We start from the raw sequence: 24,352 nt of genomic DNA, 5'->3' as shown, positions 1-24,352 counted from the left end.
TAACAATTCACTCGCAAACGATTTGAGGGTGAAATTTTGGCTATTCGTTTTAACAAACTGACAATCGCTCTGGGGATGCTTTTGGTCAGTGGGCAGGTTTTGGCCCATGGTCATCATTCCCATGGTGCGCCGATGAGTGAAGCAGAACAAAAGGCGTCGGAAGGGGTATTTGATGATAACCAGGTGCAGAACCGGGCGCTGTCCGACTGGGATGGCATGTGGCAATCTGTCTATCCGTATCTGGTCAGTGGCGAACTTGATCCGGTTTTCAAAAAGAAAGCGGAGAAAGATAAAAGCAAAACGGCAGAACAAATTAAAGCTTATTACCGTACAGGCTATGCAACCAATGTAGACACCATCGGCATCGAAGATGGCGTGATGGAATTTCACACCGGTAATCAGGTCGCATCGTGCAAATACGATTATGCCGGGTATAAAATCTTGCACTATAAATCAGGCAAGAAAGGTGTACGGTATCTGTTTGAGTGTAAAGCCGCTGACAGCAAAGCGCCTAAATACGTGCAATTCAGCGATCATATTATCGCGCCGCGTAAATCGAGCCACTTCCATATCTTTATGGGAAATACCTCGCAGGCTGCCTTGCTTGAGGAGATGGAAAACTGGCCTACCTACTACCCTTATCAGCTGAAGGGCGAAGAAGTAGTGGATGAGATGCTGCACCATTAATCTGGGCTAACCTTATCTGTACACACCCGCCACCAGTGGCGGGTTTTTTTAATTAATAACCTGCTCTTTCCATCACCTGTCGCATTCGTTAGCATATTGTATCGCAGCAAGTGCATGTGTTTTTTCAGGAAGAGGTTAACGTGTTCGCAGAGTATGGAGTTCTGAATTACTGGACGTATCTGGTGGGGGCTATTTTTATCGTGCTGGTACCGGGGCCAAATACGATATTTGTGCTGAAGAACAGCGTCGGTAGGGGAGTAAAGGGGGGTTATCTCGCCGCCAGCGGTGTGTTTATTGGTGATGCCGTGTTGATGTTTTTGGCCTATGCCGGTGTTGCTGCATTGATTAAAACAACGCCCGTTTTGTTCAATATCGTTCGTTATCTTGGCGCTTTTTATTTACTCTATCTTGGCGCGAAGATCCTGTATGCAACACTGAAATCGAAAGCAAGCGACGCCGCGCCCGAGGAAGTCCCGTTTGGCGCTATTTTTAAGCGCGCATTAATCCTGAGCCTGACCAATCCCAAAGCTATTCTGTTTTATGTGTCATTCTTCGTGCAGTTTATTGATGTCAATGCGCCGCATTCAGGGCTGTCATTCTTTATTCTGGCTATTACGCTTGAGATAGTGAGCTTTTTCTATCTGAGCTTCCTTATTTTCTCCGGCGCGTTTGTGACGCAATATATCCGTACGAAGAAGAAACTGGCGAAAGTGGGGAATTCCCTTATCGGCCTGATTTTCGTTGGTTTTGCCGCCCGTCTGGCCACGCTTCAATCGTGATGCCGTCGGCCCGCTGATAGTGGCGGGCCTTTAATATTGCGCTCTGCTTTTCATTTATAATCGTACGGTTATAACCAATAAATGGTATTTTAAATGTATATTTTGAGGCGTACCCTGTGTACAGCAGCGGTTCAATATGACTCGCTGGTTGTCGACTGGAAAAGGGAAGAAAAATGCTTCAAATTCCACAGAATCATATCCATACACGCTCTACGCCATTCTGGAACAAAGAAACGGCGCCTGCCGGAATTTTCGAACGCCACCTTGATAAAGGGACCCGAGCCGGGGTTTATCCTCGACTTTCGGTTATGCAGGGGGCGGTCAAATATCTCGGATACGCAGACGAACACAGTCCGGAGCCAGTAGAGGTGATGATTATTGAAGCCGGTCAGTTTGGCGTTTTTCCACCGGAAAAATGGCATAACATCGAAGTGATGACCGACGACACTTACTTTAATATCGATTTTTTCGTCGCCCCGGAAGTTCTGATGGAGAGTGCAAATCAACGAAAAGTCGTGCGCACCGGCAAGGAGTAAATCATGGGTAAAGCAACCTATACCGTAACCGTGACCAATAACAGCAACGGTGTTTCTGTTGATTATGAAACAGAGGCACCAATGACATTACTGGTGCCGGATGTGGCAGCTGAAGTGGTCAAAGATCTGGTCAATACCGTGCGTTCGTACGATACCGAAAATGAGCACGAAGTCTGCGGGTGGTAGGCATTAGTCACTGCTACTGATTGAATATATTAGTTTTTAATCTAAAAAATGCACTGCGCTTTGACGGCGCAGTGCGTTTTTTTCTGGGCGAAACAGGGAAATATCCTGAAAGGATTCCTTAAGAATACCTTAAGAGAGTCGCATTGATTGCTAATAGTTGATCATTCACAGGGGTTATGATCGCGAAACAGATATAAAACAGAACATCGCGCTTATGAAACTCAATACCCGACTTACATTACCCACAATCATTCTCGGATTAGCCATCGTGGCGATCCCGTTCGCCGCGAACTGGCATCTCCCGCTACTCAACGGTACTGTCGTCAGCTGGATTGAAAATGGGCAGGCGCTATGGCTGCTGTTTGGTGCCATATTTACACTCAGCTACATCAGGCCCTTATCACGTCCCGAAGGCGAGAAGCAATTTTGGCTTTGGGCGGCAGCGTGGTGGCTGGTATTACTGGGCCGAAGCACAAGTTGGGGCCGCGATTATTTTCCTGAGCATCCCAAACTCCTGTTCCGGGCTATCTCAGTGGTATTGATTGCCATGATTATTCTGCCAGTGCTGATTTCGAAGCGCTTACGCCAGGATATTGCCCGTCGCTTGCGCAATGAACCGCTACCTCTGTGGCTGTTAGCGATCACCACCTGTGCATTTTTGATCTCCGATACGGTAGAGCATCATCGTCTGCTGGCTCCCATCTTTCTGCACAATGCTCAGTATGGCGATCTGATTGAAGAACTGTACGAACTACCGTTTATGGCGGGATTGTTTCTGATGAACCTCGGCTTTATGCGGCGGGATAAGCAGGAGGAAGCTGCATCCATCCGCTTCAGTGAACCACAGCTGGCGAAGTAATGAGATAAGGCCTGAGTCTGGAAAGCCAGACTCAGGCGATGATGGCGGTGATTTACGCAATAGCCTCACACAGACGTGACTTCATATCGCTATACGTTTGTGCGGCATATTTTTCTGCCCACCCCTGATCGATAATGTGCTCAATATTTACGGCGCAATATTTGGTTTCCGGCGTTTTCGAAATAGGATCGAGATTGTCCTGGGTTAACTCGTTACACGCGCCAATCCACCATTGATAGGTCATATAGACCGTTCCGGCATTGATGCGCTCGGAGACATCCGCGCGGCTGATGACCTTACCGCGGCGCGAGCTGACCCATACCAGATCGCGATGACGAATACCCATTTTTTCAGCATCATGGGTATTGATTTGCACATACCCTGGCTCGTCTGCCAGTGCTTGCAACGCTGCGCAGTTGCCGGTCATCGAACGGCAGGAGTAGTGCCCAACCTCACGCACGGTACACAGCACCAGCGGATATTGCTCATCAGGAACTTCTGCTGGCGCTCGCCACGGTGCGGCAAACAGTTTGCCTTTGCCATTGGCGGTATCGAACTGGCTGTGCGCGTAAAGGTAGGGCGTACCAGGACTATCGAGATCGGGACATGGCCACTGAACATGACCCATCTCACCCATTTTCTCATAGGTCACGCCGTAGAACAGTGGACACAGCTCGCGCATCTCATCCCAGATTTGCTGGTTATTTTGATACTGCATTGGATAGCCCATTTCGCTGGCCAGCAGACTGATAATCTCCCAGTCACGCTTTACATCACCAGTGGGTTCAATCGCTTTCTCAAAACGCTGGAAACCGCGATCGGCGCAGGTAAAGACGCCACCGTGTTCACCCCATGAGGTGGCAGGCAGGAGGACATCGGCCATTTCCGCCGTCTTGGTCATGAAGATATCCTGCACGACGATAAAATCGAGCGCGTTAAATCCTTCGCGGACCAGACCCAAATCGGCCTCGGTTTGCAGCGGATCTTCTCCCATGATGTAGTAGGCTTTGATTTTGCCTTCGATAGCCAGATGCGGAACTTCGGTGATGCGGGTTCCAACCTTGTCATCCATCTGATTAACGTCAATACCCCATGCGGCGGCAAATTTCTCCCTGACGGCGAAATCGGTTACGTCCTGATACCCTGGAAACTGGTTAGGCAGCACCCCCATATCGCACGCGCCCTGCACGTTATTTTGCCCGCGCACCGGGCCAACACCGACGTTAGGGCGTCCCAGATTTCCGGTCAGCAAGGCCAGGCTCGACAAACCACGAACCACGTCAACGGCCTGACCAAACTGGGTGACGCCCATCCCCCACATCACGGTGGCCGATGGCGCCGCAGCAAATGTACGCATCGCCTGACGAACCTGCTGTGCGGGAACACCGGTTAAATGTTCAACGTCTTCAGGCGCATACTCCTTAACGGTTTCCCAGTATGTTTCCAGTCCTTCCGCATGCTTTTGTACATACTCGCGATCGTAGAGTTGCTCCTCGATGAGAACATGGCCAAACGCGTTGACGAGCGCCATATTGCAACCGTTTTTCAACTGCAAATGTTGGTCAGCGATACGGGCAGTTTCAATACGGCGTGGGTCGCAGACAATGATTTTTGCGCCGTTCTGGCGAGCTTTAATTACCCGGCGGGCCACAATTGGGTGTGAATCGGCACAGTTATAACCAAAGATCAGCAGGCATTTTGAGTTTTCAATGTCGCTGATGGAATTGCTCATGGCGCCATTGCCTAACGTCTCCTGTAACCCGGCCACGGAAGGGCCGTGACAGACGCGGGCACAGCAATCGACATTGTTGGTATGGAGCACGCCACGTGCGAATTTTTGCATCACGTAGTTGGTCTCATTCCCTGTTCCACGGGAAGATCCGGTGGTCATGATGGCACGAGGGCCATAGGTATTTTTGATTTCAGTTAAGCGTTTTGCGGTGTAACGAATGGCTTCATCCCAGCTAACGGGAGTGAATTTTCCACCTTTTTCATAACGGATCATCGGGCGAGTCAGACGGGGAGTCAGAAGGCGAGTGTCGTTAAGAAAGTCCCAACCATAATAACCTTTCAGGCATAACTGATTTTGGTTCGTTACACCCTCTGCGGCCTCAGCGCGGATGATTTTGTTATTCTCAACAACAAGCTTGAGCTTGCACCCGGCCCCACAGTATGGGCATACACTGGTGATTTTTTTCATCAATAACAGACCTGTTAAATGCTGAAATAGCGCGAATTGTAGACGCAGTCACGCGATACGCATCGCGGACTACGATGTGTCGTAGTGACGGGCTGTTTAAGCATAAAGTGTGCCAGAAGTGAAAACCCAGCAATAGCAGGGGCTGACGGCCAAAGCGTTAAGCAGAATGACTGACGATTCGACATTAATGACGAGGCGCGACAAAATTAGTCTGCCGGTCAGCGGTGTAACCTTATGAAACATCGGAAAAAGATGAAAAACAGAAGTGATAGCGATCACAAATTTTAATTTTTCAGCGCTATGCTATGCTTTTATACGACGAGTGAATCGTTAATTTAAAAACATAAGTGAGGGAAATTATGGGCATTATTTCATGGGTGGTTTTCGGTCTTATTGCTGGGATTTTGGCAAAATGGATTATGCCGGGTAAAGATGGCGGCGGATTCTTTATGACCATTATCTTAGGGGTTGTCGGTGCGGTAGTGGGTGGCTGGATCAGCACCTTATTTGGTTTTGGTAAAGTCGATGGTTTCAACTTCGGCAGTTTCGCCGTGGCGGTGATCGGTGCGATTGTGGTGTTGTTTATCTACAGAAAAATCAAAAGCTAAGTAAACATACAGACAATAGAGGCCACTAATATGTGGCCTTTTTCTTAGGTCACCACCAGCCGAATTCTGTTCCCAGAACGACGATGATAGCCACACCAATCATAATAAGCGTTGTTTTTTTCATCGTTATGCTCCCGGCGCAGCGTAGCCGCCAATAAAAAACCAGGATAAGAAAACGACAGCGGAAATGAAAATGATGACGGGGAAAATAATACCGAGTCGCATACGATTATCTGCCAGAGTTATTTAAAGACGGGTTAGCATAGCAGGGCTTAATGTACGACAAAAGTGGTTTTATCCTGACGCTTTTTATCCTTGTACATTGCGCTGTCTGCGAGGTGAAGCGCGCAGTTTACATCAGTCTCCAACGGATTAATTTCCACCACGCCCAGACTGGCGCCAGGATAAAATAGATGAATGTCACCCAGATGGTAGTCACCGCAAATTTGCTGTTGTAGCTGATTTTTCACCTGCTGCAGGCGGTCCCGCGGATCCCTGTCATCTTCCGGTGACAGGCTCGCGACTAAAAATTCGTCACCACCCAGTCGGCCAAGGATATCATTGTCACCGCATTCGCTAAGCAGACGTTGACCAATCTGGATCAGAAACTGGTCGCCAACCTCGTGGCCAAAGCGGTCATTGATCAATTTGAAATCATCCAAATCAATATAGGCAAAAATAATCTTCTGCCTGAGATGTCGGGCAAGGGAAAAAAGAGTCTCAACATTTTCAAAAATGGCGCGCCGATTCGGTAATCCGGTCAGGGCATCGGTGTAAGAGTGCGCAATCAGCGCGGCATTCGCTTCGCGTAACTGAGCAACCAGCGACTCTTTTTGAATTGACTGGGCGATGAGGCCTGCAAACAGATGTAACACCTGTTCGCCACGTTGGCTTAATGCGTGCTGGTGGCGACTGGTGGCGCAGAGCGTACCGTAAAACGTTCCGTCGGGAAGATGAACCGGCGTGCTCAGGAAAGTGGTTATCTCCAGCGCGCGGGCGGCGGTACACTCCGGCCAGCGAGCGGGGACGTTGTCGCTGTACAGACAGTTTTCGTCTATGGCGCGTTTGCATAGCGTCTCATCCCAGGGTACGGACAGCCCTTCAGGGATCTGCATCTGCTTGCTATTGCGTGCATACAAAATATGCTGCAGGCGGGCATCTAAATCGACCTTGGTTAAATAGGTGGATTCCATCTCAGTCACCACTTCCAGCATCTCCAGAAGTTGCCGAACCAGGCTCTCAACTGACTGCTCCGTGGCTAAGGATTGTGAGACTCTGGCAAGGATCATGTCCGACATGAGGTGTAAATGCTCCTGAGTAATGACTGGGCTAACGTGGCCCGCATGATAGAACATCAAGATGAAAGATGAAACACGCCATCCCGCTCAAAACTTAAACATTAAATTGAAAGCTGACAGTAAAACATGGAGATAGATGGAAAGTCGGGGTAACCTGCCGGGATAAGGTTTTTAACAGGAGTCGATATGAAACTGGCGTCTATTATTTTGCCCGGCTTGTTGGTGCTAGCGGGATGTACCACTCAGCCCGAAGCCCCCAAACCGCCGAAGATTGGTCTGGCGAATCCGGCATCGGTGTATTGCGAACAAAAGGGCGGTTCGCTAATTGCGGTGCAGACCCCGCAAGGCGTAAGGTCGGACTGCAAATTACCGGGCGGGGAAGTGATTGATGAATGGGCGCTCTGGCGCAGAGATCATCCGACAACGGGCAAATGAAATCCGGTTAGCATTGACGTATCCATTCAGCCAGCACCAGCGCGTGGTTTTGCTGGGTGTTTTTCGCCGCATACAGTAGCGTTAAGGTTTGCTGTCGGGCAATCTCTGCGAGACGCTTTCCTTCCTGCTGCTGTAGGGCGAGTTCAGCGCGATATTGCTCGGAAAAGTGTTTGAAATCAATCAATTCTGCGTGGAACGCCTTGCGTAAATCAGATGACGGCGTAAGCGCTTTATTCCATTCGTTAAAAATAAGGTCGGTCTTTTTTACCCCGCGAGGCCACAACCTGTCGACCAGAACGCGATAACCATCATTTTTTTCTGCTGGGTCATACACGCGTTTACATTGAATTTTCATCTTTTCATCTGCTCCATTAATCCACTGCTTTGATATATTTCGACACCTTTATTACGGTTAAATAAGATCGTAAAACGTGACAATTGTAACATTCTGCCCGTCCTGACTCCCAATTTAAGGGATTGTGATACCAACAAAAAATCGGTAGGCTGAGGCTCCTTATATTGTCCCTCATTGTCTGGACATAAGGAAAGCTTAATGGAAATTTCCCCGTTTAAAGATACGCTTCGCATTGCGCTGGTGGGTGATTACAGCCCTGATATTGTGGCGCATCAGGCCATTCCTCTTGCTATCGATGATGCCGCTGCCGTCCTGGAATTAGTGGCTGATTATGACTGGCTAACCACCTCTGATATTAGCAGCAGTGAAGATCTGATTGGCTATGATGCTATTTGGGTCGTTCCTGGCAGTCCATATCGGCACCTGGAAGGCGCACTGATCGCGATACGCTACGCGCGTGAAAACAGCATCCCATTCCTCGGGACCTGTGGCGGTTTTCAACATGCGATTCTGGAGTATGCCCGCAACGTGCTGGGCTGGAGTGATGCTGCCCATGCGGAAACGGATACCACGGGGCGGATGGTCATCGCACCGTTGACCTGCTCGCTGGTAGAAAAAACGGATGATATTGAACTGAGGGCCAATACGCTGATTGCCAAAGCCTACGGACGGGGTGTTATCTCCGAGGGGTATCACTGCAACTATGGCGTATCGGAAGATTTTGCCGCCGAGCTTGAGAGCGGTGATCTTCGTGTGACTGGCTGGGATGAGGCTGGTGATATCCGTGCCATTGAGCTGGTGACGCATCCTTTTTTTGTCGGCACACTCTTTCAGCATGAACGTGGAGCGCTGGCGGGAAAACCCGTGCCGTTAGTTCAGGCAATGCTGCGCGCTGCGCGAGGATAAAAAAACGGGCAGGTTGTTCCCAAACCTGCCCGCTGCATTATGCGCTTGCGATCTCCCGATTACGCCCTGCGCACAGACCAAACACTGCCATCAGTATCGCTAACACGGCGACCCCAGCTAATGGAATCAGCCAGCTACCATTGAGGTCGTGAATCTTACCCATCAGCGGTGGCCCACAGGCAGCAAGTAAATACCCGACGGATTGTGCCATGCCGGACAGGGCCGCGGCCTGATGCGCTGAGCTTGCGCGCAGGCCAATAAAGGTCAAACCAAGGATCATTGTGGCGCCTGAGCCAAAGCCAAACAGTATGGTCCACAGCAAAGCCTGCCCGGGCATTACCGCGAATCCGGCTGCGCCGACGGCGCACATTAACGAAACCAGTGCGGCGATGGCGCGCTGATCCTTAAATCTGTTCAGGACGAGAGGGATCAATAACCCCGGCGCGGCGGTTGCCAGTTGCAGTAAACCATGTAACGAACCGGCCTGCGCTTCGCTGTAGCCGTGGCTGATTAAAATGGCGGGTAGCCAGCCAATGATCACGTAGTAGATAAGTGAATTGATCCCGAGAAACAGCGTCACCTGCCAGGCGAGGCTCGAGCGCCAGATCGCGCGGGAATGCAAAGCGCGCGAGTTGCTCAAACTGGCATTGGCCGTCTGGCGACATTGGGGTAACCAGATAATCAGCGCCAGCAGCGGAAAGACCATCAGTACCATCAGCGCACCGCGCCAGCCAAACCCGTTCAGCGCCAGCGGAACCACAATAGCTGAACCCAGTGCCGCCGCTGCGCCCATAGTCAGCGAGTATGCGCCAGTGAGTTTTGCCACATGCTGAGCAAAATCACGCTTAATCAGCCCAGGTAACAGCACATTTCCCAGCGCGATTCCGCAACCAATGATAGCTGTGCCGCTAAACAGGAAACCTGGCGTGGGCAGAGAACGTATCGCAATACCTGCGCAAATCAGTAGCATTGCGGCAAACAGGCTGCGTTCGATACCCCAACGGCGTGCAACGGCGGCGGCCAGAGGCGATACCAGTGCGAAGGCCAGCAGCGGCAGGGTGGTCAGAAGTCCCGTCTGGGCGGTACTCAGGCCGTAGTCGGTGCGAATTGCATCCAGCAACGGGGCGGCTCCGGTAAAGGTGACGCGCAGCGTGGTGGCAATCATCAGGATCCCCGCGATCAGCCAGGCTGCGTTTTTGCCGCGGGAGGAAGGCATATTTGTCATTTTTTTCTCATATCGTCAGGCGAGGCGATACTTTAGCGTTTTTACTCAATGGATGAATCAAGCTAAAATGACAGTTTATCGCTAAAAACGGACATTTTTATGTTAGGACTGAGGCTGGATGGGTATGAGCCCGACCTTTACCACGATGCGGCGGTGGCGTTTTGTATTCAGGCCCGGGAAGATGAACTCTTCAGTCCGCTGCATCAGCACCGTAAGGGGCAGTTGATTCTGGCCTTGCATGGCGCGATCACCTGTGAGGTTGAAAATGCCATGTGGATGGTGCCTCCACAATATGCGGTATGGATCCCCGGTGAAATTCCACACAGCAACCACGTTACCGTTGGGGCGCAACTGTGCTTTTTGTTTATTGAGCCGCAGGCAGTCGTGATGCCTGAACGCTGCTGCACCCTGAAAATCGCCCCATTATGTCGGGAGCTCATTCTGGCGCTGGCGTCCAAAACGGATGATCAACGGCTGGAGCCGTCTACCCAGCGGCTGACGCAAGTGCTATTTGATGAACTCCCGCAGCAACCGCAGGAGCAAATGCAGTTGCCGGTTTCCGATCACCCGAAAATCCGCAGAATGGTCGCGACGATGGCGCGGGAGCCCGCGCAGTGGCAGACGCTGGGACAGTGGGCCAGCGTATTTGCGATGAGTGAGCGGAACCTCGCCCGTCTGGTCGTTAAAGAAACGGGGTTGAGTTTTCGCCGCTGGCGTCACCAGCTTCAATTGATTCTGGCGCTGCAGGCGCTGATAGATGGTCATAACGTGCAACAGGTTGCGCAAATGCTCGGTTACGATTCGACCACGGCATTTATCACCATGTTCAAAAAAGGCCTGGGACAGACGCCAGGCCGTTATCTGGCTGGACTGGCTACTGCTTCCCAACAATCAATGACACCAGACCTGCCGCAATGAGCGGTCCCACCGGCACACCGCGAAATAGCGCCACGCCCAGAACTGTACCCACCAGTAAACCGGCCACAAGCTGAGGCTGGCTACCCATGAGCGTGACACCGCGCCCGCCAAGCCAGGAGACGAATACCCCGATGGCAATAGCGACCAGTGATTTCCAGTTCACAAAAGAGTGGATGAGCGTGGAGGGGGGGAGCGTTCCGCTGGCGATCGGCGCCATGACCCCAATGGTTAGAATTATAATCCCGACAGTCAGGCCCTGTTTTTCTATCCATGGAAAGAAAGTATTCAGAGGGGTAACACGGACAATGATCAGCACCAGAATTGAAACAGCGACAGTGGTGTTGTGGCTGACAAAGCCCAGAGCTGCCAGTCCGAGCAGGATCAGCAGAGTGACATCAAACATCGTAGTTTCCTTGCCAAAAGAAAAAATAAGCCTGCTTACTGTACGCGTAAACGCGTGACGGAACAGGCTTTTTTTAATGATTATGATTTTTTTTGGGCTAATGCACGATGCTACGTTTTTACACCTGACTCGGGCGGCTATTGTACGCGGCGGAACGGGAGTAATTCCGGTTGCGCGATACGCAGGTAATCTGCGGTATCCATAATCACGGATTTTTCCAGCACTCCGGCATTGAACGCAATTTCATTAAAACGCTCAAACAATAGCGGATCGGCGACCAGCTTAAGTTTTGGATGGAAGCTAAACGGTGGGATAGCGCCGAATACGCAACCTGTCAATGCATCGACTTCCGCCGGGCTGGCAAGTGATGCTCTTAACCCGCCGATATGACTGGCTAACAGGCTCAGGTCGGCCTGCTGGTCGGCAGAAAGAATCGCCAGGACATGCTGATTAACGCCGTTGCCTTTGACCTTACAAACCAGCGCTTTTGCTCCCTGGCCCAGTGCGGTACCGCGAATTTCAGAAACCGCTTCACATTTGCCGACCGCTTCATGGCTTACCACGCGATACGTCGCGCCTTGTTCTGACAACAGCGAAATTAAACGCTGATGCGTTGCGTTACCTTTGTTCACTTCCGTCATGACTTACTCCTGGTACAACAATGAAAATCCTGTCAGAAAAATGATTACGCATCCGCGCGTTTTTTCTGTTTGTTCAGGTAGAGCTGTGCATCGGATGCTTTGTAGGCATCATCAATGGTGTCGTTTGGCTGCATATTATAAATCCCTGCGGAGAAGCTGATTGCTCTATCTTGCGCAATAATTTGTAAGTTATAGCGAATCCTCTCCAGCAGACGAGGCGTTAATTCAGCGGGGTAATCGATGAGGATAATGCAAAATTCATCCCCACCGAGGCGGATGGCATAGTCGTTTTTGCGAATCGAGGTTTGAATGGCTCTAGCCAGAATGGTGATAATGCGATCGCCTTCCTTATGCCCCAGCGTATCATTAATGACTTTTAGTTTATCGCAATCAATGGCGATAAAGGTCACGAGGGTGCCCGCGTTTACCAACTGCTGTAAACGCTGTTCGAGCGTCGGCGTTAAAATTTTGCGGTTGTAGAGCCCGGTCATCGCGTCACTGATATTTTCACGCGTGACGTTGTGATATAGCCGAAAATGCGTTCTGACCATATTCAGCAACAGTATTGTCGCCAGCAGATAGAAGGCGAATACTTTCCAGGAGGAGACAATAAAGTACATAAAATCAAGCGATAAGGTGATGCGTATACCGCCGGGCATGTCCTCCTGGTAGTGAACATAGCTAAACAGGTTGTTCTCACTTTGGTGAACGAGTATCTCTTTACCTGAGTTGATGTCCGAAAGCGTCACGTTAAGATAGCGCCAGACGAGAGGGCGGTCGCTGGTATAGAAAATATTCTTTAAATTCTCTTTGTTGATATCCACCATCACCACGCCTTTTAACTTACCGGCATAGTAGACCGGTGTTAAAAAGCTCATCACTTTTTTCTCGGTCAGGTTATCTTCATAAATACGGGAGATTACCGTGCGGCCAGTGAAAATACCGTCAATATCATTCTGGTTGATACCCAGGTTTCCTTTTTGCAAAAACGACCAGTTGTGTATCGCAAATTTCCGCGAGTCGACCAGATCAAAGAAATAGACGTAGTTATTTTTGAGATCGACGTAATATCGAAATTTATACTCCTGCATACCTAAACCATGACCGTAATCTTTCTGCTCACGATTAACGTTTACCGCCCGGTCAAAAGAGGGCAGTAGAAATATGTCTGCAAGTTTCTCGCTACATTTTGTGGTGGGGGTTTGCAACGTACCGTGTAATGGTAGGTAGTTATGCTGGGTGAGGTTGAGCCCATGAGTGCCGTTAACGCTGTCGAAAGCGTTGCAAAGTGCTTTTTGTTGCTCGATAGAAGCGGGTACCTGGGGGGATGAAAATGTGCGCATCAGATGGGCTGCAATACTTTGATTAGTATACTTATCATAGAGAAACGATGAGTCGGCTTTCTCATTGATATAGCGCATGTACGCATTCATTGCTTTATCGCTGGCAATGAGCTCATAAACTAAAAAAGAAAACGTCAAAACAACGACGCTGACGGAGATAAAGAGCCTGAGCGCTTTATGATGCAATTGCATAATGATGTACAGCCCTGTAAGTCTGATACTTCAGTCTATCACACGCCATACATCCGCTCTAACGCTACTGGGAAGGGCATTTTGTAATAAAAATCATTCGCGTGTGTTCTTAGTCAGCCAGGGCAAAACCCGTCAGCGTCCGGGGGCGTTGAAGCAACAGAGTGTTTACCATGCTGATACGGGCATAAAGATGGGCAGAAGTTATCACTAAGGTCGCTGATAACAACGTTATCTATAAAAGCCGAGAGGCAGATTGCTTGCAATGGAGAGTCAGACATCCAGTGACTCGTTTATTGTTCTGGGTTGGGAGGAATATAACGGCGGTGGTTATTGTTCCTAATGTATATGTTTTATTAATGATAAGGTAAATAAGTTGCGACAATAAAATTGTTTTCAAATATCTTATATTGTAATTGTATCAATATTTTTTTTAAATTCATCTCGTGAATTTATTCATGAGATCGATTGATCTTGGATTTATTCCTAAAAATAGAGTGTATTTCATCTATTGATGTCATAGGTTTTTCTATTTATAAATTATATTATGTTTTCTTTAACTAATTGTTTTAACTTATCATTTTATTTTCTGTGTGACTTTTTTTCTATGTTTTAAGTGAATTTTAAATGCGGCCTGTGAATGCTTTCATATATATTTTGTAGCGTGTCAATTGGTTGCAATTTACATCCATTAATATAATAATGTGCTCACGGCGTTACCCTTAATAATCTTTGCTACTGTTTTTGATCTACACCGCTATTGCGGGCTGCAGTGGAACTAAAATGTGGTGCTTTTGTATACGCCAGCATAATGCACGGTAAGTATTAGTTATATTTTTTGTAAATAAATGGAGTTATGAATTATGTGTCGTTCAATTATTAAAATTGCTCAAGTTGCTGCATTGGTTGCAGGTGGTTTAAGTGCGGTGAATGCGATGGCGGCTGATGGCCAGATTCGTATTAATGGCGAAGTCATTAACAAAACGTGTGCTGTGGCGATCAACGGTGCACCGACTTCTACTTTGCTGCAGATTGATCCGATTGCTGCTGTGGATCTGACGGATTCTGTGGCGGCCGCGAATGGTACCACTTTGAAAGCTTCTCGAGATATGCGTACTGTAAATATCACTCTGGAAGGCTGCGTGATGCCAGCCGGTAAAACCGGTGTTGCGGTTAGCTTTGATTCTACTGGTTATGCGGATTCAGGCACCAGCACCTATCGTAACGTCCTGCTGGACTCCGTCAATACCATGGATACTGCTGCTAAAGGCGTGCAGATTGGCTTCACTAAAGACGCTGACCTCTCCAACAAACTGGCGATGGATCTGAATACTATCGATCCAGCGGATTATAAAAGTACAACGACGAATGCCCAGACCTACAGTTTTAACACTCGTTATGTCCAGACGGGTACAGATGTTGTCGCTGGTGATATCGAAACGGTAGCTACCTTCAGCGTAGTTTACCAGTAATTATTGATTAAGACTGAGGCGGCAGTTTTTATTGCCGCCTTATTTTTCAGAGAGTAATAAATTAAATGTCCATCAAATATTTATCTGCAATTATGGCCGCGACTTTGGCCTTCAGTTCGTCTGTATGGGCCGATGTCGTCATTAATACCACGCGTGTGATTTATAAAGAAGCAGCCAAAGAAGTTAACGTTCGCCTGACCAATGAGGGGCCGCGTCCACTGCTGGTGCAGTCATGGTTGGATGATGGTCGTGCAACGGAATCGCCGGAAAATATCGATCTGCCATTTATGTTAACACCTCCGGTGTCACGTATTGATGCGAAGAAAGGCCAGACGCTGCGTATTTCTAAAATGGACGCCAGTTTGCCGAAAGATCGTGAAAGTATTTATTATCTGAACGTGTTAGAGGTTCCGCCAAAAGCAAAAGGTGAGGCTGCTGGCAATAATAAATTACAACTGGCGTTTCGTACTCGGATTAAGATGTTTTATCGCCCAGATGCTTTACCCGTAAAACCACAAGATGCGGCAAGTAAGGTTGAATGGCGTGCGGAAAATGGCACATTAGTTGCAAAAAATAACTCCCCTTATTATCTGACCTTCAACATGATGAAAGTCGGTAATAATTCGGCGAAGCCAGGAATGGTTGCACCTTTTGCAACGGAAAAGTTCACATTTGATAACAAAACGTTTAAAGCAGCTGTAGGAACCAATCTGACGTATAGCTATATTTCGGATTATGGTAACGATGTAGAGGGTACTGCTGTTATCAAATAGTATTTTTTCACGATGGAACGTTCGGGTTTTTCTATGGATATGTTAATTAGCGATCGTTTTCGTTTGTCGAGTATTGCTAGCACATTTATTTTATTGAATGTTGTCGGGACAGCGAATGCTACTGAAACCCCTGCACAAAATAGTGTTTCGCCTGCATCATCAGTAGAAAATTCTAATGTGCAGGAAAAAGAAGAAAATAAAGAAAGTGAGGAAATCGGTACTGAAGATGAAGAGGTAGAATTTAGTAATATCTTTTTATCTAATCAGCCAATAGACGTTAGCCGTTTTTCCAAAGGAAACCCTGTTACCGCCGGGAAGCATTACGCAACCGTTGTACTTAACGAGCGCGAAATGGGTAAGTTTGAAATTCAGTTTGATGAAAACCCAAAAGATCCGTTACGTGCAATTCCTTGCCTGAGCCTGAAAGAATTGGCGAATTTTGGTGTTGATCCTGGTGCCATTAATGTTTCTGGCGCAGAGGCGGAAAGCTGCATTTCGCTGAAAACCCTGATCCCCCAGGCTAAATGGAAAATGGATATCAACGATCAGCGTTTTATGCTGAATATTCCACAGGCCATGGTACTGGCAACACGTCCTGATGAAGTGCCGGATACGCTCTGGGATGACGGCGTTAACGCGGCGTTTGTCGGTTATAACACCAGTTATTATCGTTCAAGTTACAGTGGGGTTAGCTCTGATAGCGCTTGGGTCGGCCTTGATGGTGGACTGAATTTACTGGGCTGGCGCGTCCGTGTCCGTGGCGACGCGAACTACACAAAAGACAGTGGAACAACGTTCGACAGTTCGAACCTGTACGTGGAACACGATGTCGCGCCGCTGAAGTCACGGCTACGGGTCGGTGAGATCTATAGCAGCAGCACCTTTTTTGATGGGTTTCCATTACGCGGCGTGACGCTGAGCAGCGACACGCGAATGCTGCCAGACTCCCTGAACAGCTTCCGTCCGGTTATTCGTGGGGTTGCGGAGTCGAATGCGAAAATTATTATCAGCCAGGCTGGCACTAAAATATTAGAAACAACCGTGCCGCCGGGAGCATTTTCGATTGACGATTATAATCCGATCAGCTCCAGCGAACAGCTTGACGTTACGATTCAGGAGGCGGACGGTCGGACGCGTCAGTTGATTATCCCTTTCAATGGCAGTGGGCAATTGCTTTACCCAGGGGTCAGCCTTTATTCGCTGGCGGTGGGGGAATATAACGGATCGAGCAGCGCAGAGAAACCTGTTGTCACCCAGGGAACCTGGCAATATGGTCTGAATAATTATCTGTCTTTATATACCGGTGCTGAATATATGTCGGGCTACTACTCTGCTCTCGGCGGGGTGGCGCTGAATACGCCGATTGGTGCAGTCTCAATAGACTTGACACAGTCGCATTTGTCAGCGGAAGAAGGCAGCCGGGAAGGGCAGAGTGTGGGGATTAAATACAACAGTTTTATCTCCTCGACAAATACCAGTTTCAATATTGCGGCTTACCGTTATTCGACAAAAGATTTCTATACGCTGAGTGAGGCAGTGGATCGACTATCGGAAACCGACTGGATGGACCTGGAGGATCGCCTTAAGTCACAGGTACAACTCAACGTCAACCAGTCGCTGGAAAATGGATGGGGCTCATTTTATTCTTCAGCGATGCTATCAGAGTATTGGCGTTCAGGACGCAAAGAGAAAAGTTATCAGTTGGGTTACAGCAACTCTCTGGGACAAGTCAGCTATAGCGTTTCCGTTAACCGTTACTACACTGACGGTAATGAGAAAGACGATCAGGTTTATTTGTCGTTTTCTATACCGCTTGGCGATCGTTCCGGTGATAAAGCGCCGCTGTTTGATTACCTGAACACCAGTTATACCCGAAGCAGCAAGGGAGACAGTAATTTATCGACCTCGACCTCGGGTTATAACCAGGATGCAGGCATGAACTATGGCGTCAACGCAAGTTATCGCCGCAACGGCTACGACGATAATAAGATTGAGAATATTGGGGCGAATGCCTCCTGGGATACCCGTTACGGTAGCTGGGGGGGGAACATATCTGCCGATACAGAGAACAGCCGTCAGATGTCTGTGAACGGCAGCGGTGGGGTTTTAATTCACAAGGGCGGCGTAACTTTCGGACGAACCATTAACGGTGACACGCCTGTTGCATTGATTGAGGCGAAAGGTGCGAAGGGCGCACTGGCGATGGGTGATAGGACTGCGCGAATTAACAGTGCCGGGTATGCCTATGTTTCTAGCCTGTCACCTTACCGCTTTAATGATGTGAGTATCGATCCATCGAAAATGGAACAGGATACCGAATTAAAAGAGACATCGACGAAAGTTGTTCCGCGTGCAGGGGCTATTATTTATGTTCCTTTCGCTACGGACGATCGTCGCTCGGTATTTTTCCGTCTTAGTTTGAAAAATGGTAAAAATATTCCTCTGGGGTCTGAGATATTTAATGAAAATAATGAGGTCGTGGGCACGGTTGGACAAGGTGGTCGTGCCTTTACTCGAGGAATAGAGCAGTCCGGGACGTTATCTGTTATCTGGGGCGATAACACCGAAGAACAGTGTCGGTTTAATTATCAGTTACCTGAAACGACTCAGGAAGATATCAACAGTAAGACGTTGTCTGTCGATAACGTAATCTGTGATTAATAACATCATCGTTAAGTTAAGCCACATCAGCATTGATGTCTTTAATTAAAAAAGGAGTTTTTAGTGAATAAATTCAAATTAAAAGGGAAATCAGTATTCATTACGGGTTCCCTGTGTGCGGTGATGCTGAGTGGTTCTGCACTGGCTGAACGAGTCGACTTTACTGCAAGTACCCACATTAATCGTGGTACCTGTACCCTGAGTTCAGGGACTGAAGGGCTGGTATATGATTTTGGCGAGGTGACACCTGTTGTGGCATTTGCCGGGACAAGGAACATTGAGCAGTCATTTAATCTGCAAAACTGTGTTGCTGTCAACAACATATCCGTTTCTCTGAGTTCTTCCAGTACGGTCAATATCGCCTCCGGGACTTATCAGGGGAAATGGGTTGCACCGGCTACCGGTGGCGCGACAGGTGTGGCGTTTAAGACCGAAGTAAAAAATGGTGCAACGGGGACATATTATTCGCTGCAGGCTGATAACAACACGCTGGATACTGGCGAGCAAAAATTTTCACCACAGTGGAGCGTTTATATCAAAACAACTATCGTTCCGACAGTTAGCGCGTATTCGGCTATGGTTTCAGGCTCTCTGAGCTCTGCCGCTGTTTTAAATATTACTTATCTGTAAGGGGAGCGGCGACCAATGAAAAAACTTATTTCTGCAATGTTACTTTGCGCACCGCTTTCCGCTCTGGCGGCTGATGCAACGGTTGATTTAACCTTTAAAGGAACACTGACCGCACCAACCTGTACGGCTTCTTTTACTGGTTCTAGTGGTGTGGATATTGCGTTTGGCAGCCTCAATGCATCTGATATCGTGGGGAAAGCGGAAGGGACGATTGTTCCAGCTGCGCCAGTCAAAAACGTCTCTCTGAAGTTCTCTGGCTGTAATAGTATCACTAATATTAAAGTCAATTTTGTTGGTGCATCCACTTCAGGTTATGGCTTTGTCCGTAAAGCGGTAAATTTCCGTGATACCAGTGATAGAGAGTCAGGTCTGGGGGTCGCATTACTCAAAAATGCCGACTCTACCTCGACTGATGATGCGGTTTACGTTAGTGCGGATAAAGCAGGTGAACCGACCGTTTTGTCACTGGCGACCCTGGCCAAAACGGGCGAAGTTTATACCTGGCCGCTGTATGCCAAAATGGTAGTGACTAAAAACTCACTGCTTAACACTTCTGCCGCTGTTAATACCAACAGTGCGGGAAAAGATCTTAAAGCAGATGTTTACGCAAATATTGTTTATGACTAATACCCGCTAGCGGGGTTGTGCAACACACTCTTTCAAATGCGGCGCGGGTGTTCGCCTTATAACACTCTTGTCGTATGAGGGGCAGGATATTTTCTGCCAAATTATTTGAGAGTAAAAAACTCTCTAAAATTAAAAAGGAATGATTATGAATAAGCATTTGGCGGGTAGGAAAGCCGCACTTATTTCAGGTTTGCTGTGCGCAGTGATGCTGAGTGGTTCCGCACTGGCTGAACGAGTCGACTTTACGGCAAGCACCCATATTAATCGTGGTACCTGTACCCTGAGTACGGGGACTGAAGGGCTGGTATATGATTTTGGCGAGGTGACGCCTGTTGTGGCATTTGCCGGGACAAGGAATATTGAGCAGTCATTCAAACTGAATAACTGTGTCGCTGTAAACAACATGACCCTTTCTTTGAGTTCCACCAGTACTACTGATATTGCCGCTGGTGCCTATAAAGGTAAATGGGTTATCCCTGCCACCGGTGGTGCGACAGGTGTGGCGTTCAAGACCGAGGTGAAAGACGATTCAACGGGGACCTATTATCCGATGCAGGCAGATAACCAAACGGTGAATACTGGCACAGATAAATTTGCGCCACAACGGAGTGTTTATATTAAGTCCACTATCGTGCCGACCGTTGCAGCGTATAGCAACATGGTTTCAGGTTCTCTGAACTCCACCGCTGTTGTAAATATTACTTATCAGTAAGAAAGGGACGCTTACAATGAAAAAAATTATCTCTGCGGTTCTGTTTTGCGCACCGCTTTCTGCTCTGGCAGCAGATGCAACTGTTGATTTAACGTTCAAAGGAACGCTGACCCAGCCAACCTGTAGTGCTGCATTTACCGGTATGGCGGGGGGGACAGATATTGCTTTTGGTAACATCAACGCATCCGATATTGTGGGCAAAGCAGACAATACTGTTATTACAGCAGCTCCGGTAAAAGATGTGTCCATACAATTGACGGGTTGTGGTGGCGGTATTACCCGTGTTTCACTAGATTTTGTCGGTACAGCACTTTCAGGGTATGGTTTTAACGGTACCGCGGCGTCTTTCGTGGATCCGCTTAATGCTAATGCATTATCTGGCCTTGGTTTTGCCATTTTCAAAGATCAAACAACAACATCGAATCTTGAAGCCATTAGCATGAAAGCTGGCGAATTAGAATATTTCGAGCTTGCCAACCTGACCAAGACAGGTGAAACCTATAAATTACCGCTGTATGCCAAAATGGTAGTGACTAAAAACGCACTGCTTAACACTTCTGCCGCTGTCAATACCAACAGTGCGGGTAAAGATCTTAGCGCATCTGCTTATGTAAATATTGCTTACGAGTAATACCGATAAAAGCGCGCGGTAGCGTGTATGCCGTGCGCTTTTTAATCTGATATGAATATTCTGGAGCGTTTACCGTGAGTGAGTTGATAATGAAAAGAAAGGGAATTATTTCATTAGCCTTTCTGATGACACCTTACTTTATGCCTGGGAATGCTGTCGCGGCGGACGGTATTATTGCTGACGGTAGTGGGTATGGCTTAAATTTTGGCGGTGAACTAATTCAAACAACCTGCGATGTCCGTTTCAATAGTGATGTATTGTTTTTATCACCCATCGGTGTAGGGGAATTTTCAGAACAACGGCTCTCTTCCCTGAGTAAAAATTTTTCGTTGATAGTTGAAAACTGTATATTGTCTCCGATAACCGCGTCGAACATTCGCATTAGCTTCGATGCGTTGGCGAGTAATGGTAAAGCCGCGCCCGGCATATTTACCAATCAGGCCGTCGACGGTTCTGGTCAACGTATTGATAACGGCGTGGGATTTGCGGTATTTGACCAGCGGGATAATCAGAACGTGTTAGATAATACGGGTCAGAGTCGTCTTCTGACGTATCCGATTACCCCTCAGGCTCCGTTGGCGACACCGCGTGATTATTATGTCAGATATATGCAAGCGGGAACCGCAATCACCGCCGGGCAGGTGACAGCCACATTGCTAGTGAGTGCATTTTATGATTAAGTTGATTAGATCAAAACTACGTAGTTGTCACTATTCTTTACTGATACCCGCAGTCTGTTTATATATTGTTTCAGAAAATGCCTCTGCGGTAACAGCCTCTGCAACCCTAAATGGGGGAGTGCCAAATGTTAACTACACCATGCAGGTGGATAAGCTTTTTACCGGCACTGTCGGCTCGCTGGCCGAGCAGACAGAATTTAGTTCCCCTTCAGGTGCTATGAATTGGAGATTTCCGAACAAAACTAATACGTTGAATATTTTCGGCCCTCAGGTTTTTAAAGTTGATTTCACAAGTGCAGTAGACACGTCCAGTACCACAACGTTTGGCGGTATTAAATATTATAAGGTAAGTACAGACGTAGGGAGTAACATTCCTCTCTATGTCGCTATTAGACAAGGTATCTACGACAATACAGCAGACGCCATGAGTTACTATTTTGTACCCTATCTGGAACATAATAACTCAGTGACGGAGATACAGACCATGAGTAGTTACTCCGATTGTGTAAACACGTGGACCAATACAGAAGATCCTTATACTTGTAGTCTTACTATTGATATCAATCAAAATGGTACAGTTTCCGGGCGTAATGGTACGATCTATTTTTATATGCCTAAAATACCGACCAATGATATAACGTTCACCGGTATAGAGATTGCCAGGGGCAAGATCCATTCAGCGTATTCAACTGATAGCTGGTCCGCTGCCCGCGATTATTCGAAAAGTGTTGTTGGTAGCCAAGGCTATGACTATTTTCACTTTTTTTTATCGGGTACTTTGAGGATGGATCAGTCCTGCCAAATTAGTAATGGTCCCGTCGTTCTGGAAGTGCCTCTGGGTAACATCGTCAGTTCGACGTTTACGACGAAAGGGGGAAAACCATCGGGGTATACGCCAAAACCCACAGTCCTGACATTTTCCTGTAAACGAGACATTGGCGATACCTACGGTGCGATGAAATGGTCAATTTCACCGACCTCAGCCAGCAGTGGTTCAGGGCTGGATGGCGTGCTGGTCGCGAAACCCAGCAATGGGAACACCATTGATGGGGTGGGGGTGAAAATCACCAGCGATTCTTCAGGAAATACGCCTGTTAAGCTAGGTGGTGATAATTTGCAAGGAGCAGAGGTCATTGGCAATAAGGCAATGGCGACGTTTTATGCCTACCCGACGATGACGACAGATACCAAGCCATCTGGTGGTGGCGATTTTAACGCGACGGCTACCGTAACCTTTGAAGTTCCCTGAGTGAATTCTGACAATCCCAGCGTCTGCTGGGATTGTCGTTTATCAGGATGGTGCTGATTCAGTTAATCTTTCACTGACGCGCCCTGTTTGTGAAAAAGCTCACGGAATACCGGATAAATATCATCCTGGTCGCGGATATGCTGCATCGCAAAGTTTTCAAACGTTGATTGCAGATGTTCGTATTCACGCCACAAGGTCTGGTGCGCGCGGCGGGTGATTTCGATATAGCTATAATATCGCACCATCGGCAGCAGTTTTTTCGCCAGAATCTCATGACACAACGGGGAATCATCCGCCCAGTTATCACCGTCCGAAGCCTGTGCGGCATAGATGTTCCACTGGGCTGGGTCGTAACGGTCTTTTACCACTTCATCCATTAACTTCAGCGCGCTGGAGACAATGGTTCCCCCGGTTTCCTGAGAGTAGAAGAACTCGTGCTCATCCACCTCTTTCGCCTGGGTATGGTGGCGAATATAAACCACTTCCACGTTTTTGTAGGTCCGACTCAAGAACAGATACAGCAAGATATAAAAACGCTTGGCCATATCTTTGGTCGACTGATCCATTGAACCGGAGACGTCCATCAGACAGAACATCACTGCCTGGCTGGAAGGATCGGGCCGTTTTTCATAATTCTTGTAGCGTAAATCAAAGGTGTCGATAAACGGCACGCGTTCGATTTTTGCCCGTAGTTCGGCAATCTCTTTGCGTAACCGTTCCTCTTCCAGCAACTGCGCTGGTTCACTTTTCGCGATGGTTTCCAGATCCGCTTCGAGCGCATGCAATTCGCGACGCTTACCTGCCGTCATCGCTGTGCGGCGCGCCAGTGAGTTTTGCAGGGAGCGCACCACGCTGATGTTGGCCGGCACGCCGTTAGAGGTGAAACCTGCCCGGTGCGTTTTGTACTCCGTTAACTGACGCTGCTGATTCTGCTTCAGGTTAGGAAGTGCTAAATCTTCGAACAACAGATCGAGATATTCATCTTTAGAGATCTGGAAGACGAACTCATCCTGACCCTCGCCATCCTGGCTGGCCTGGCCTTGTCCGCTTCCTGAACCACCGCCGCCGCCCTGCGGGCGTTCAATGCGGTCGTTCTGCACAAAATGGTCGTTACCCGGATGCACGCGATGGCGCAAGCCGCCACGCCCCTGATGGAACATCGGTTCGCTAATATCATCAGTCGGAATAGAGACAGATTCGCCGCTATCCACATCAGTCACCGAACGCTTGTTAATGGCCTCGGAGATCGACTGTTTAATTTGCGATTTATAACGGCGTAAGAAGCGCTGGCGGTTTACCGTGCTCTTGTTTTTGCCGTTAAGACGCCGGTCAATAAACCAGGTCATAAG

Annotated in this window: 27 protein-coding genes and 1 pseudogene; 18 read left to right on the top strand and 10 right to left on the bottom strand. The window is 48.3% G+C overall.

What is annotated here, in order from left to right:
• Nucleotides 1-36: 36 nt before the first annotated feature.
• The 5 genes from zinT to GFC06_RS17700 all read left to right on the top strand — a co-directional run bounded on the left by zinT (nucleotide 37) and on the right by GFC06_RS17700 (nucleotide 3,047).
• Nucleotides 37-687 carry a metal-binding protein ZinT gene (zinT, locus tag GFC06_RS17720; protein ID WP_016152792.1) on the top strand — a complete coding sequence of 217 codons (651 nt, stop codon included), beginning with the start codon at nucleotides 37-39 and terminating at the stop codon, nucleotides 685-687.
• 140 nt (nucleotides 688-827) lie between these two features.
• Nucleotides 828-1,466: a leucine efflux protein LeuE gene (gene leuE / locus GFC06_RS17715; RefSeq protein ID WP_016152793.1), complete on the top strand. Its 639-nt coding sequence runs from the start codon at nucleotides 828-830 to the stop codon at nucleotides 1,464-1,466.
• Nucleotides 1,467-1,639: 173 nt separating this feature from the next.
• On the top strand, nucleotides 1,640-2,002 hold the full coding sequence (gene yeaR, locus GFC06_RS17710; protein ID WP_005120376.1) for a DUF1971 domain-containing protein YeaR: 363 nt from the start codon (nucleotides 1,640-1,642) through the stop codon (nucleotides 2,000-2,002).
• A gap of 3 nt (nucleotides 2,003-2,005) precedes the next feature.
• Nucleotides 2,006-2,188, top strand: coding sequence for a DUF1869 domain-containing protein (locus GFC06_RS17705; RefSeq protein ID WP_003832433.1), 183 nt, complete (start codon nucleotides 2,006-2,008; stop codon nucleotides 2,186-2,188).
• 214 nt (nucleotides 2,189-2,402) lie between these two features.
• Complete coding sequence (locus GFC06_RS17700) at nucleotides 2,403-3,047, top strand: hypothetical protein (protein WP_153690447.1); 645 nt, start codon at nucleotides 2,403-2,405, stop codon at nucleotides 3,045-3,047.
• Nucleotides 3,048-3,099: 52 nt separating this feature from the next.
• On the opposite strand, the gene fdhF is transcribed toward GFC06_RS17700, so the two are convergent.
• Nucleotides 3,100-5,247: a formate dehydrogenase subunit alpha gene (fdhF, locus tag GFC06_RS17695; RefSeq protein WP_153690446.1), complete on the bottom strand. Its 2,148-nt coding sequence runs from the start codon at nucleotides 5,245-5,247 to the stop codon at nucleotides 3,100-3,102.
• 359 nt (nucleotides 5,248-5,606) lie between these two features.
• Between fdhF and GFC06_RS17690 the strand changes: the two genes are divergently transcribed.
• The gene (locus GFC06_RS17690) at nucleotides 5,607-5,855 is read left to right on the top strand and encodes a GlsB/YeaQ/YmgE family stress response membrane protein (protein WP_047498947.1); all 249 of its coding nucleotides are present in this window, start codon (nucleotides 5,607-5,609) and stop codon (nucleotides 5,853-5,855) included.
• A gap of 49 nt (nucleotides 5,856-5,904) precedes the next feature.
• On the opposite strand, the gene yoaJ is transcribed toward GFC06_RS17690, so the two are convergent.
• Genes yoaJ through GFC06_RS17675 form a run of 3 tightly spaced genes read right to left on the bottom strand, consistent with a single transcriptional unit; the run spans nucleotide 5,905 to nucleotide 7,153 of the window.
• Nucleotides 5,905-5,979 (bottom strand): protein YoaJ, encoded by a 75-nt coding sequence (yoaJ, locus tag GFC06_RS17685; protein ID WP_101700011.1) that lies wholly within the window; start codon nucleotides 5,977-5,979, stop codon nucleotides 5,905-5,907.
• Nucleotides 5,980-5,981: 2 nt separating this feature from the next.
• Nucleotides 5,982-6,080, bottom strand: coding sequence for a YoaK family small membrane protein (locus GFC06_RS17680; RefSeq protein WP_032941789.1), 99 nt, complete (start codon nucleotides 6,078-6,080; stop codon nucleotides 5,982-5,984).
• 47 nt (nucleotides 6,081-6,127) lie between these two features.
• On the bottom strand, nucleotides 6,128-7,153 hold the full coding sequence (locus GFC06_RS17675; RefSeq protein WP_153690445.1) for a sensor domain-containing diguanylate cyclase: 1,026 nt from the start codon (nucleotides 7,151-7,153) through the stop codon (nucleotides 6,128-6,130).
• A gap of 186 nt (nucleotides 7,154-7,339) precedes the next feature.
• Here GFC06_RS17675 and GFC06_RS17670 point away from each other — a divergent pair, with 186 nt between their 5' ends.
• The gene (locus GFC06_RS17670) at nucleotides 7,340-7,588 is read left to right on the top strand and encodes a putative hemolysin (RefSeq protein ID WP_016152798.1); all 249 of its coding nucleotides are present in this window, start codon (nucleotides 7,340-7,342) and stop codon (nucleotides 7,586-7,588) included.
• Nucleotides 7,589-7,595: 7 nt separating this feature from the next.
• Here GFC06_RS17670 and GFC06_RS17665 read toward each other — a convergent pair whose 3' ends face one another.
• Nucleotides 7,596-7,943 (bottom strand): DUF488 domain-containing protein, encoded by a 348-nt coding sequence (locus tag GFC06_RS17665; protein ID WP_153690444.1) that lies wholly within the window; start codon nucleotides 7,941-7,943, stop codon nucleotides 7,596-7,598.
• Between the two features lie 198 nt (nucleotides 7,944-8,141).
• Between GFC06_RS17665 and GFC06_RS17660 the strand changes: the two genes are divergently transcribed.
• Nucleotides 8,142-8,849 (top strand): CTP synthase C-terminal region-related (seleno)protein, encoded by a 708-nt coding sequence (locus GFC06_RS17660; RefSeq protein WP_016156299.1) that lies wholly within the window; start codon nucleotides 8,142-8,144, stop codon nucleotides 8,847-8,849.
• A gap of 37 nt (nucleotides 8,850-8,886) precedes the next feature.
• On the opposite strand, the gene GFC06_RS17655 is transcribed toward GFC06_RS17660, so the two are convergent.
• The gene (locus GFC06_RS17655; protein WP_047358591.1) at nucleotides 8,887-10,074 is read right to left on the bottom strand and encodes a CynX/NimT family MFS transporter; all 1,188 of its coding nucleotides are present in this window, start codon (nucleotides 10,072-10,074) and stop codon (nucleotides 8,887-8,889) included.
• A gap of 99 nt (nucleotides 10,075-10,173) precedes the next feature.
• Between GFC06_RS17655 and GFC06_RS17650 the strand changes: the two are divergent.
• Nucleotides 10,174-10,972, top strand: a pseudogene (locus GFC06_RS17650) (AraC family transcriptional regulator).
• Here GFC06_RS17650 and GFC06_RS17645 read toward each other — a convergent pair.
• From GFC06_RS17645 to dgcJ, 3 genes are all read right to left on the bottom strand, one after another.
• Nucleotides 10,949-11,395 carry a DUF441 domain-containing protein gene (locus GFC06_RS17645; protein ID WP_016152803.1) on the bottom strand — a complete coding sequence of 149 codons (447 nt, stop codon included), beginning with the start codon at nucleotides 11,393-11,395 and terminating at the stop codon, nucleotides 10,949-10,951. The pseudogene GFC06_RS17650 and the gene GFC06_RS17645 sit on opposite strands and share 24 nt — an antisense overlap.
• 137 nt (nucleotides 11,396-11,532) lie before the next feature.
• On the bottom strand, nucleotides 11,533-12,036 hold the full coding sequence (locus GFC06_RS17640) for a YbaK/prolyl-tRNA synthetase associated domain-containing protein (protein ID WP_046275927.1): 504 nt from the start codon (nucleotides 12,034-12,036) through the stop codon (nucleotides 11,533-11,535).
• Between the two features lie 44 nt (nucleotides 12,037-12,080).
• Nucleotides 12,081-13,571: a diguanylate cyclase DgcJ gene (gene dgcJ / locus GFC06_RS17635; protein ID WP_103766197.1), complete on the bottom strand. Its 1,491-nt coding sequence runs from the start codon at nucleotides 13,569-13,571 to the stop codon at nucleotides 12,081-12,083.
• A gap of 860 nt (nucleotides 13,572-14,431) precedes the next feature.
• Between dgcJ and GFC06_RS17630 the strand changes: the two genes are divergently transcribed.
• The 9 genes from GFC06_RS17630 (at nucleotide 14,432) to GFC06_RS17590 (ending at nucleotide 23,003) form a co-directional block, all read left to right on the top strand.
• Nucleotides 14,432-15,040, top strand: a complete 609-nt coding sequence (locus GFC06_RS17630) for a fimbrial protein (RefSeq protein WP_047498935.1) — start codon at nucleotides 14,432-14,434, stop codon at nucleotides 15,038-15,040.
• A gap of 65 nt (nucleotides 15,041-15,105) precedes the next feature.
• Nucleotides 15,106-15,813: a fimbria/pilus periplasmic chaperone gene (locus GFC06_RS17625; RefSeq protein ID WP_227021107.1), complete on the top strand. Its 708-nt coding sequence runs from the start codon at nucleotides 15,106-15,108 to the stop codon at nucleotides 15,811-15,813.
• A 33-nt stretch (nucleotides 15,814-15,846) separates the two neighbouring features.
• Nucleotides 15,847-18,474 (top strand): fimbria/pilus outer membrane usher protein, encoded by a 2,628-nt coding sequence (locus GFC06_RS17620; RefSeq protein ID WP_194831203.1) that lies wholly within the window; start codon nucleotides 15,847-15,849, stop codon nucleotides 18,472-18,474.
• A 63-nt stretch (nucleotides 18,475-18,537) separates the two neighbouring features.
• Nucleotides 18,538-19,104: a hypothetical protein gene (locus GFC06_RS17615; protein ID WP_153690442.1), complete on the top strand. Its 567-nt coding sequence runs from the start codon at nucleotides 18,538-18,540 to the stop codon at nucleotides 19,102-19,104.
• A gap of 15 nt (nucleotides 19,105-19,119) precedes the next feature.
• Nucleotides 19,120-19,731: a fimbrial protein gene (locus tag GFC06_RS17610; RefSeq protein WP_153690441.1), complete on the top strand. Its 612-nt coding sequence runs from the start codon at nucleotides 19,120-19,122 to the stop codon at nucleotides 19,729-19,731.
• Between the two features lie 145 nt (nucleotides 19,732-19,876).
• Nucleotides 19,877-20,443, top strand: a complete 567-nt coding sequence (locus tag GFC06_RS17605; protein WP_153690440.1) for a hypothetical protein — start codon at nucleotides 19,877-19,879, stop codon at nucleotides 20,441-20,443.
• Between the two features lie 16 nt (nucleotides 20,444-20,459).
• Complete coding sequence (locus tag GFC06_RS17600) at nucleotides 20,460-21,074, top strand: fimbrial protein (RefSeq protein WP_153690439.1); 615 nt, start codon at nucleotides 20,460-20,462, stop codon at nucleotides 21,072-21,074.
• Nucleotides 21,075-21,148: 74 nt separating this feature from the next.
• Nucleotides 21,149-21,754, top strand: a complete 606-nt coding sequence (locus tag GFC06_RS17595; protein ID WP_047498925.1) for a fimbrial protein — start codon at nucleotides 21,149-21,151, stop codon at nucleotides 21,752-21,754.
• Nucleotides 21,747-23,003 (top strand): fimbrial protein, encoded by a 1,257-nt coding sequence (locus tag GFC06_RS17590; protein ID WP_080756015.1) that lies wholly within the window; start codon nucleotides 21,747-21,749, stop codon nucleotides 23,001-23,003. The genes GFC06_RS17595 and GFC06_RS17590 overlap by 8 nt, the downstream gene beginning before the upstream one ends.
• Nucleotides 23,004-23,065: 62 nt before the next feature.
• Here GFC06_RS17590 and GFC06_RS17585 read toward each other — a convergent pair whose 3' ends face one another.
• A complete protein-coding gene (locus tag GFC06_RS17585; RefSeq protein WP_047498921.1) occupies nucleotides 23,066-24,349 on the bottom strand; it encodes a YeaH/YhbH family protein in 1,284 nt (427 codons plus the stop codon).
• Nucleotides 24,350-24,352 lie beyond the last annotated feature (3 nt).

This window comes from Citrobacter braakii (assembly GCF_009648935.1).
Lineage (GTDB): Bacteria > Pseudomonadota > Gammaproteobacteria > Enterobacterales > Enterobacteriaceae > Citrobacter > Citrobacter braakii.
This window is presented reverse-complemented; position numbering and strand designations above follow the sequence as displayed.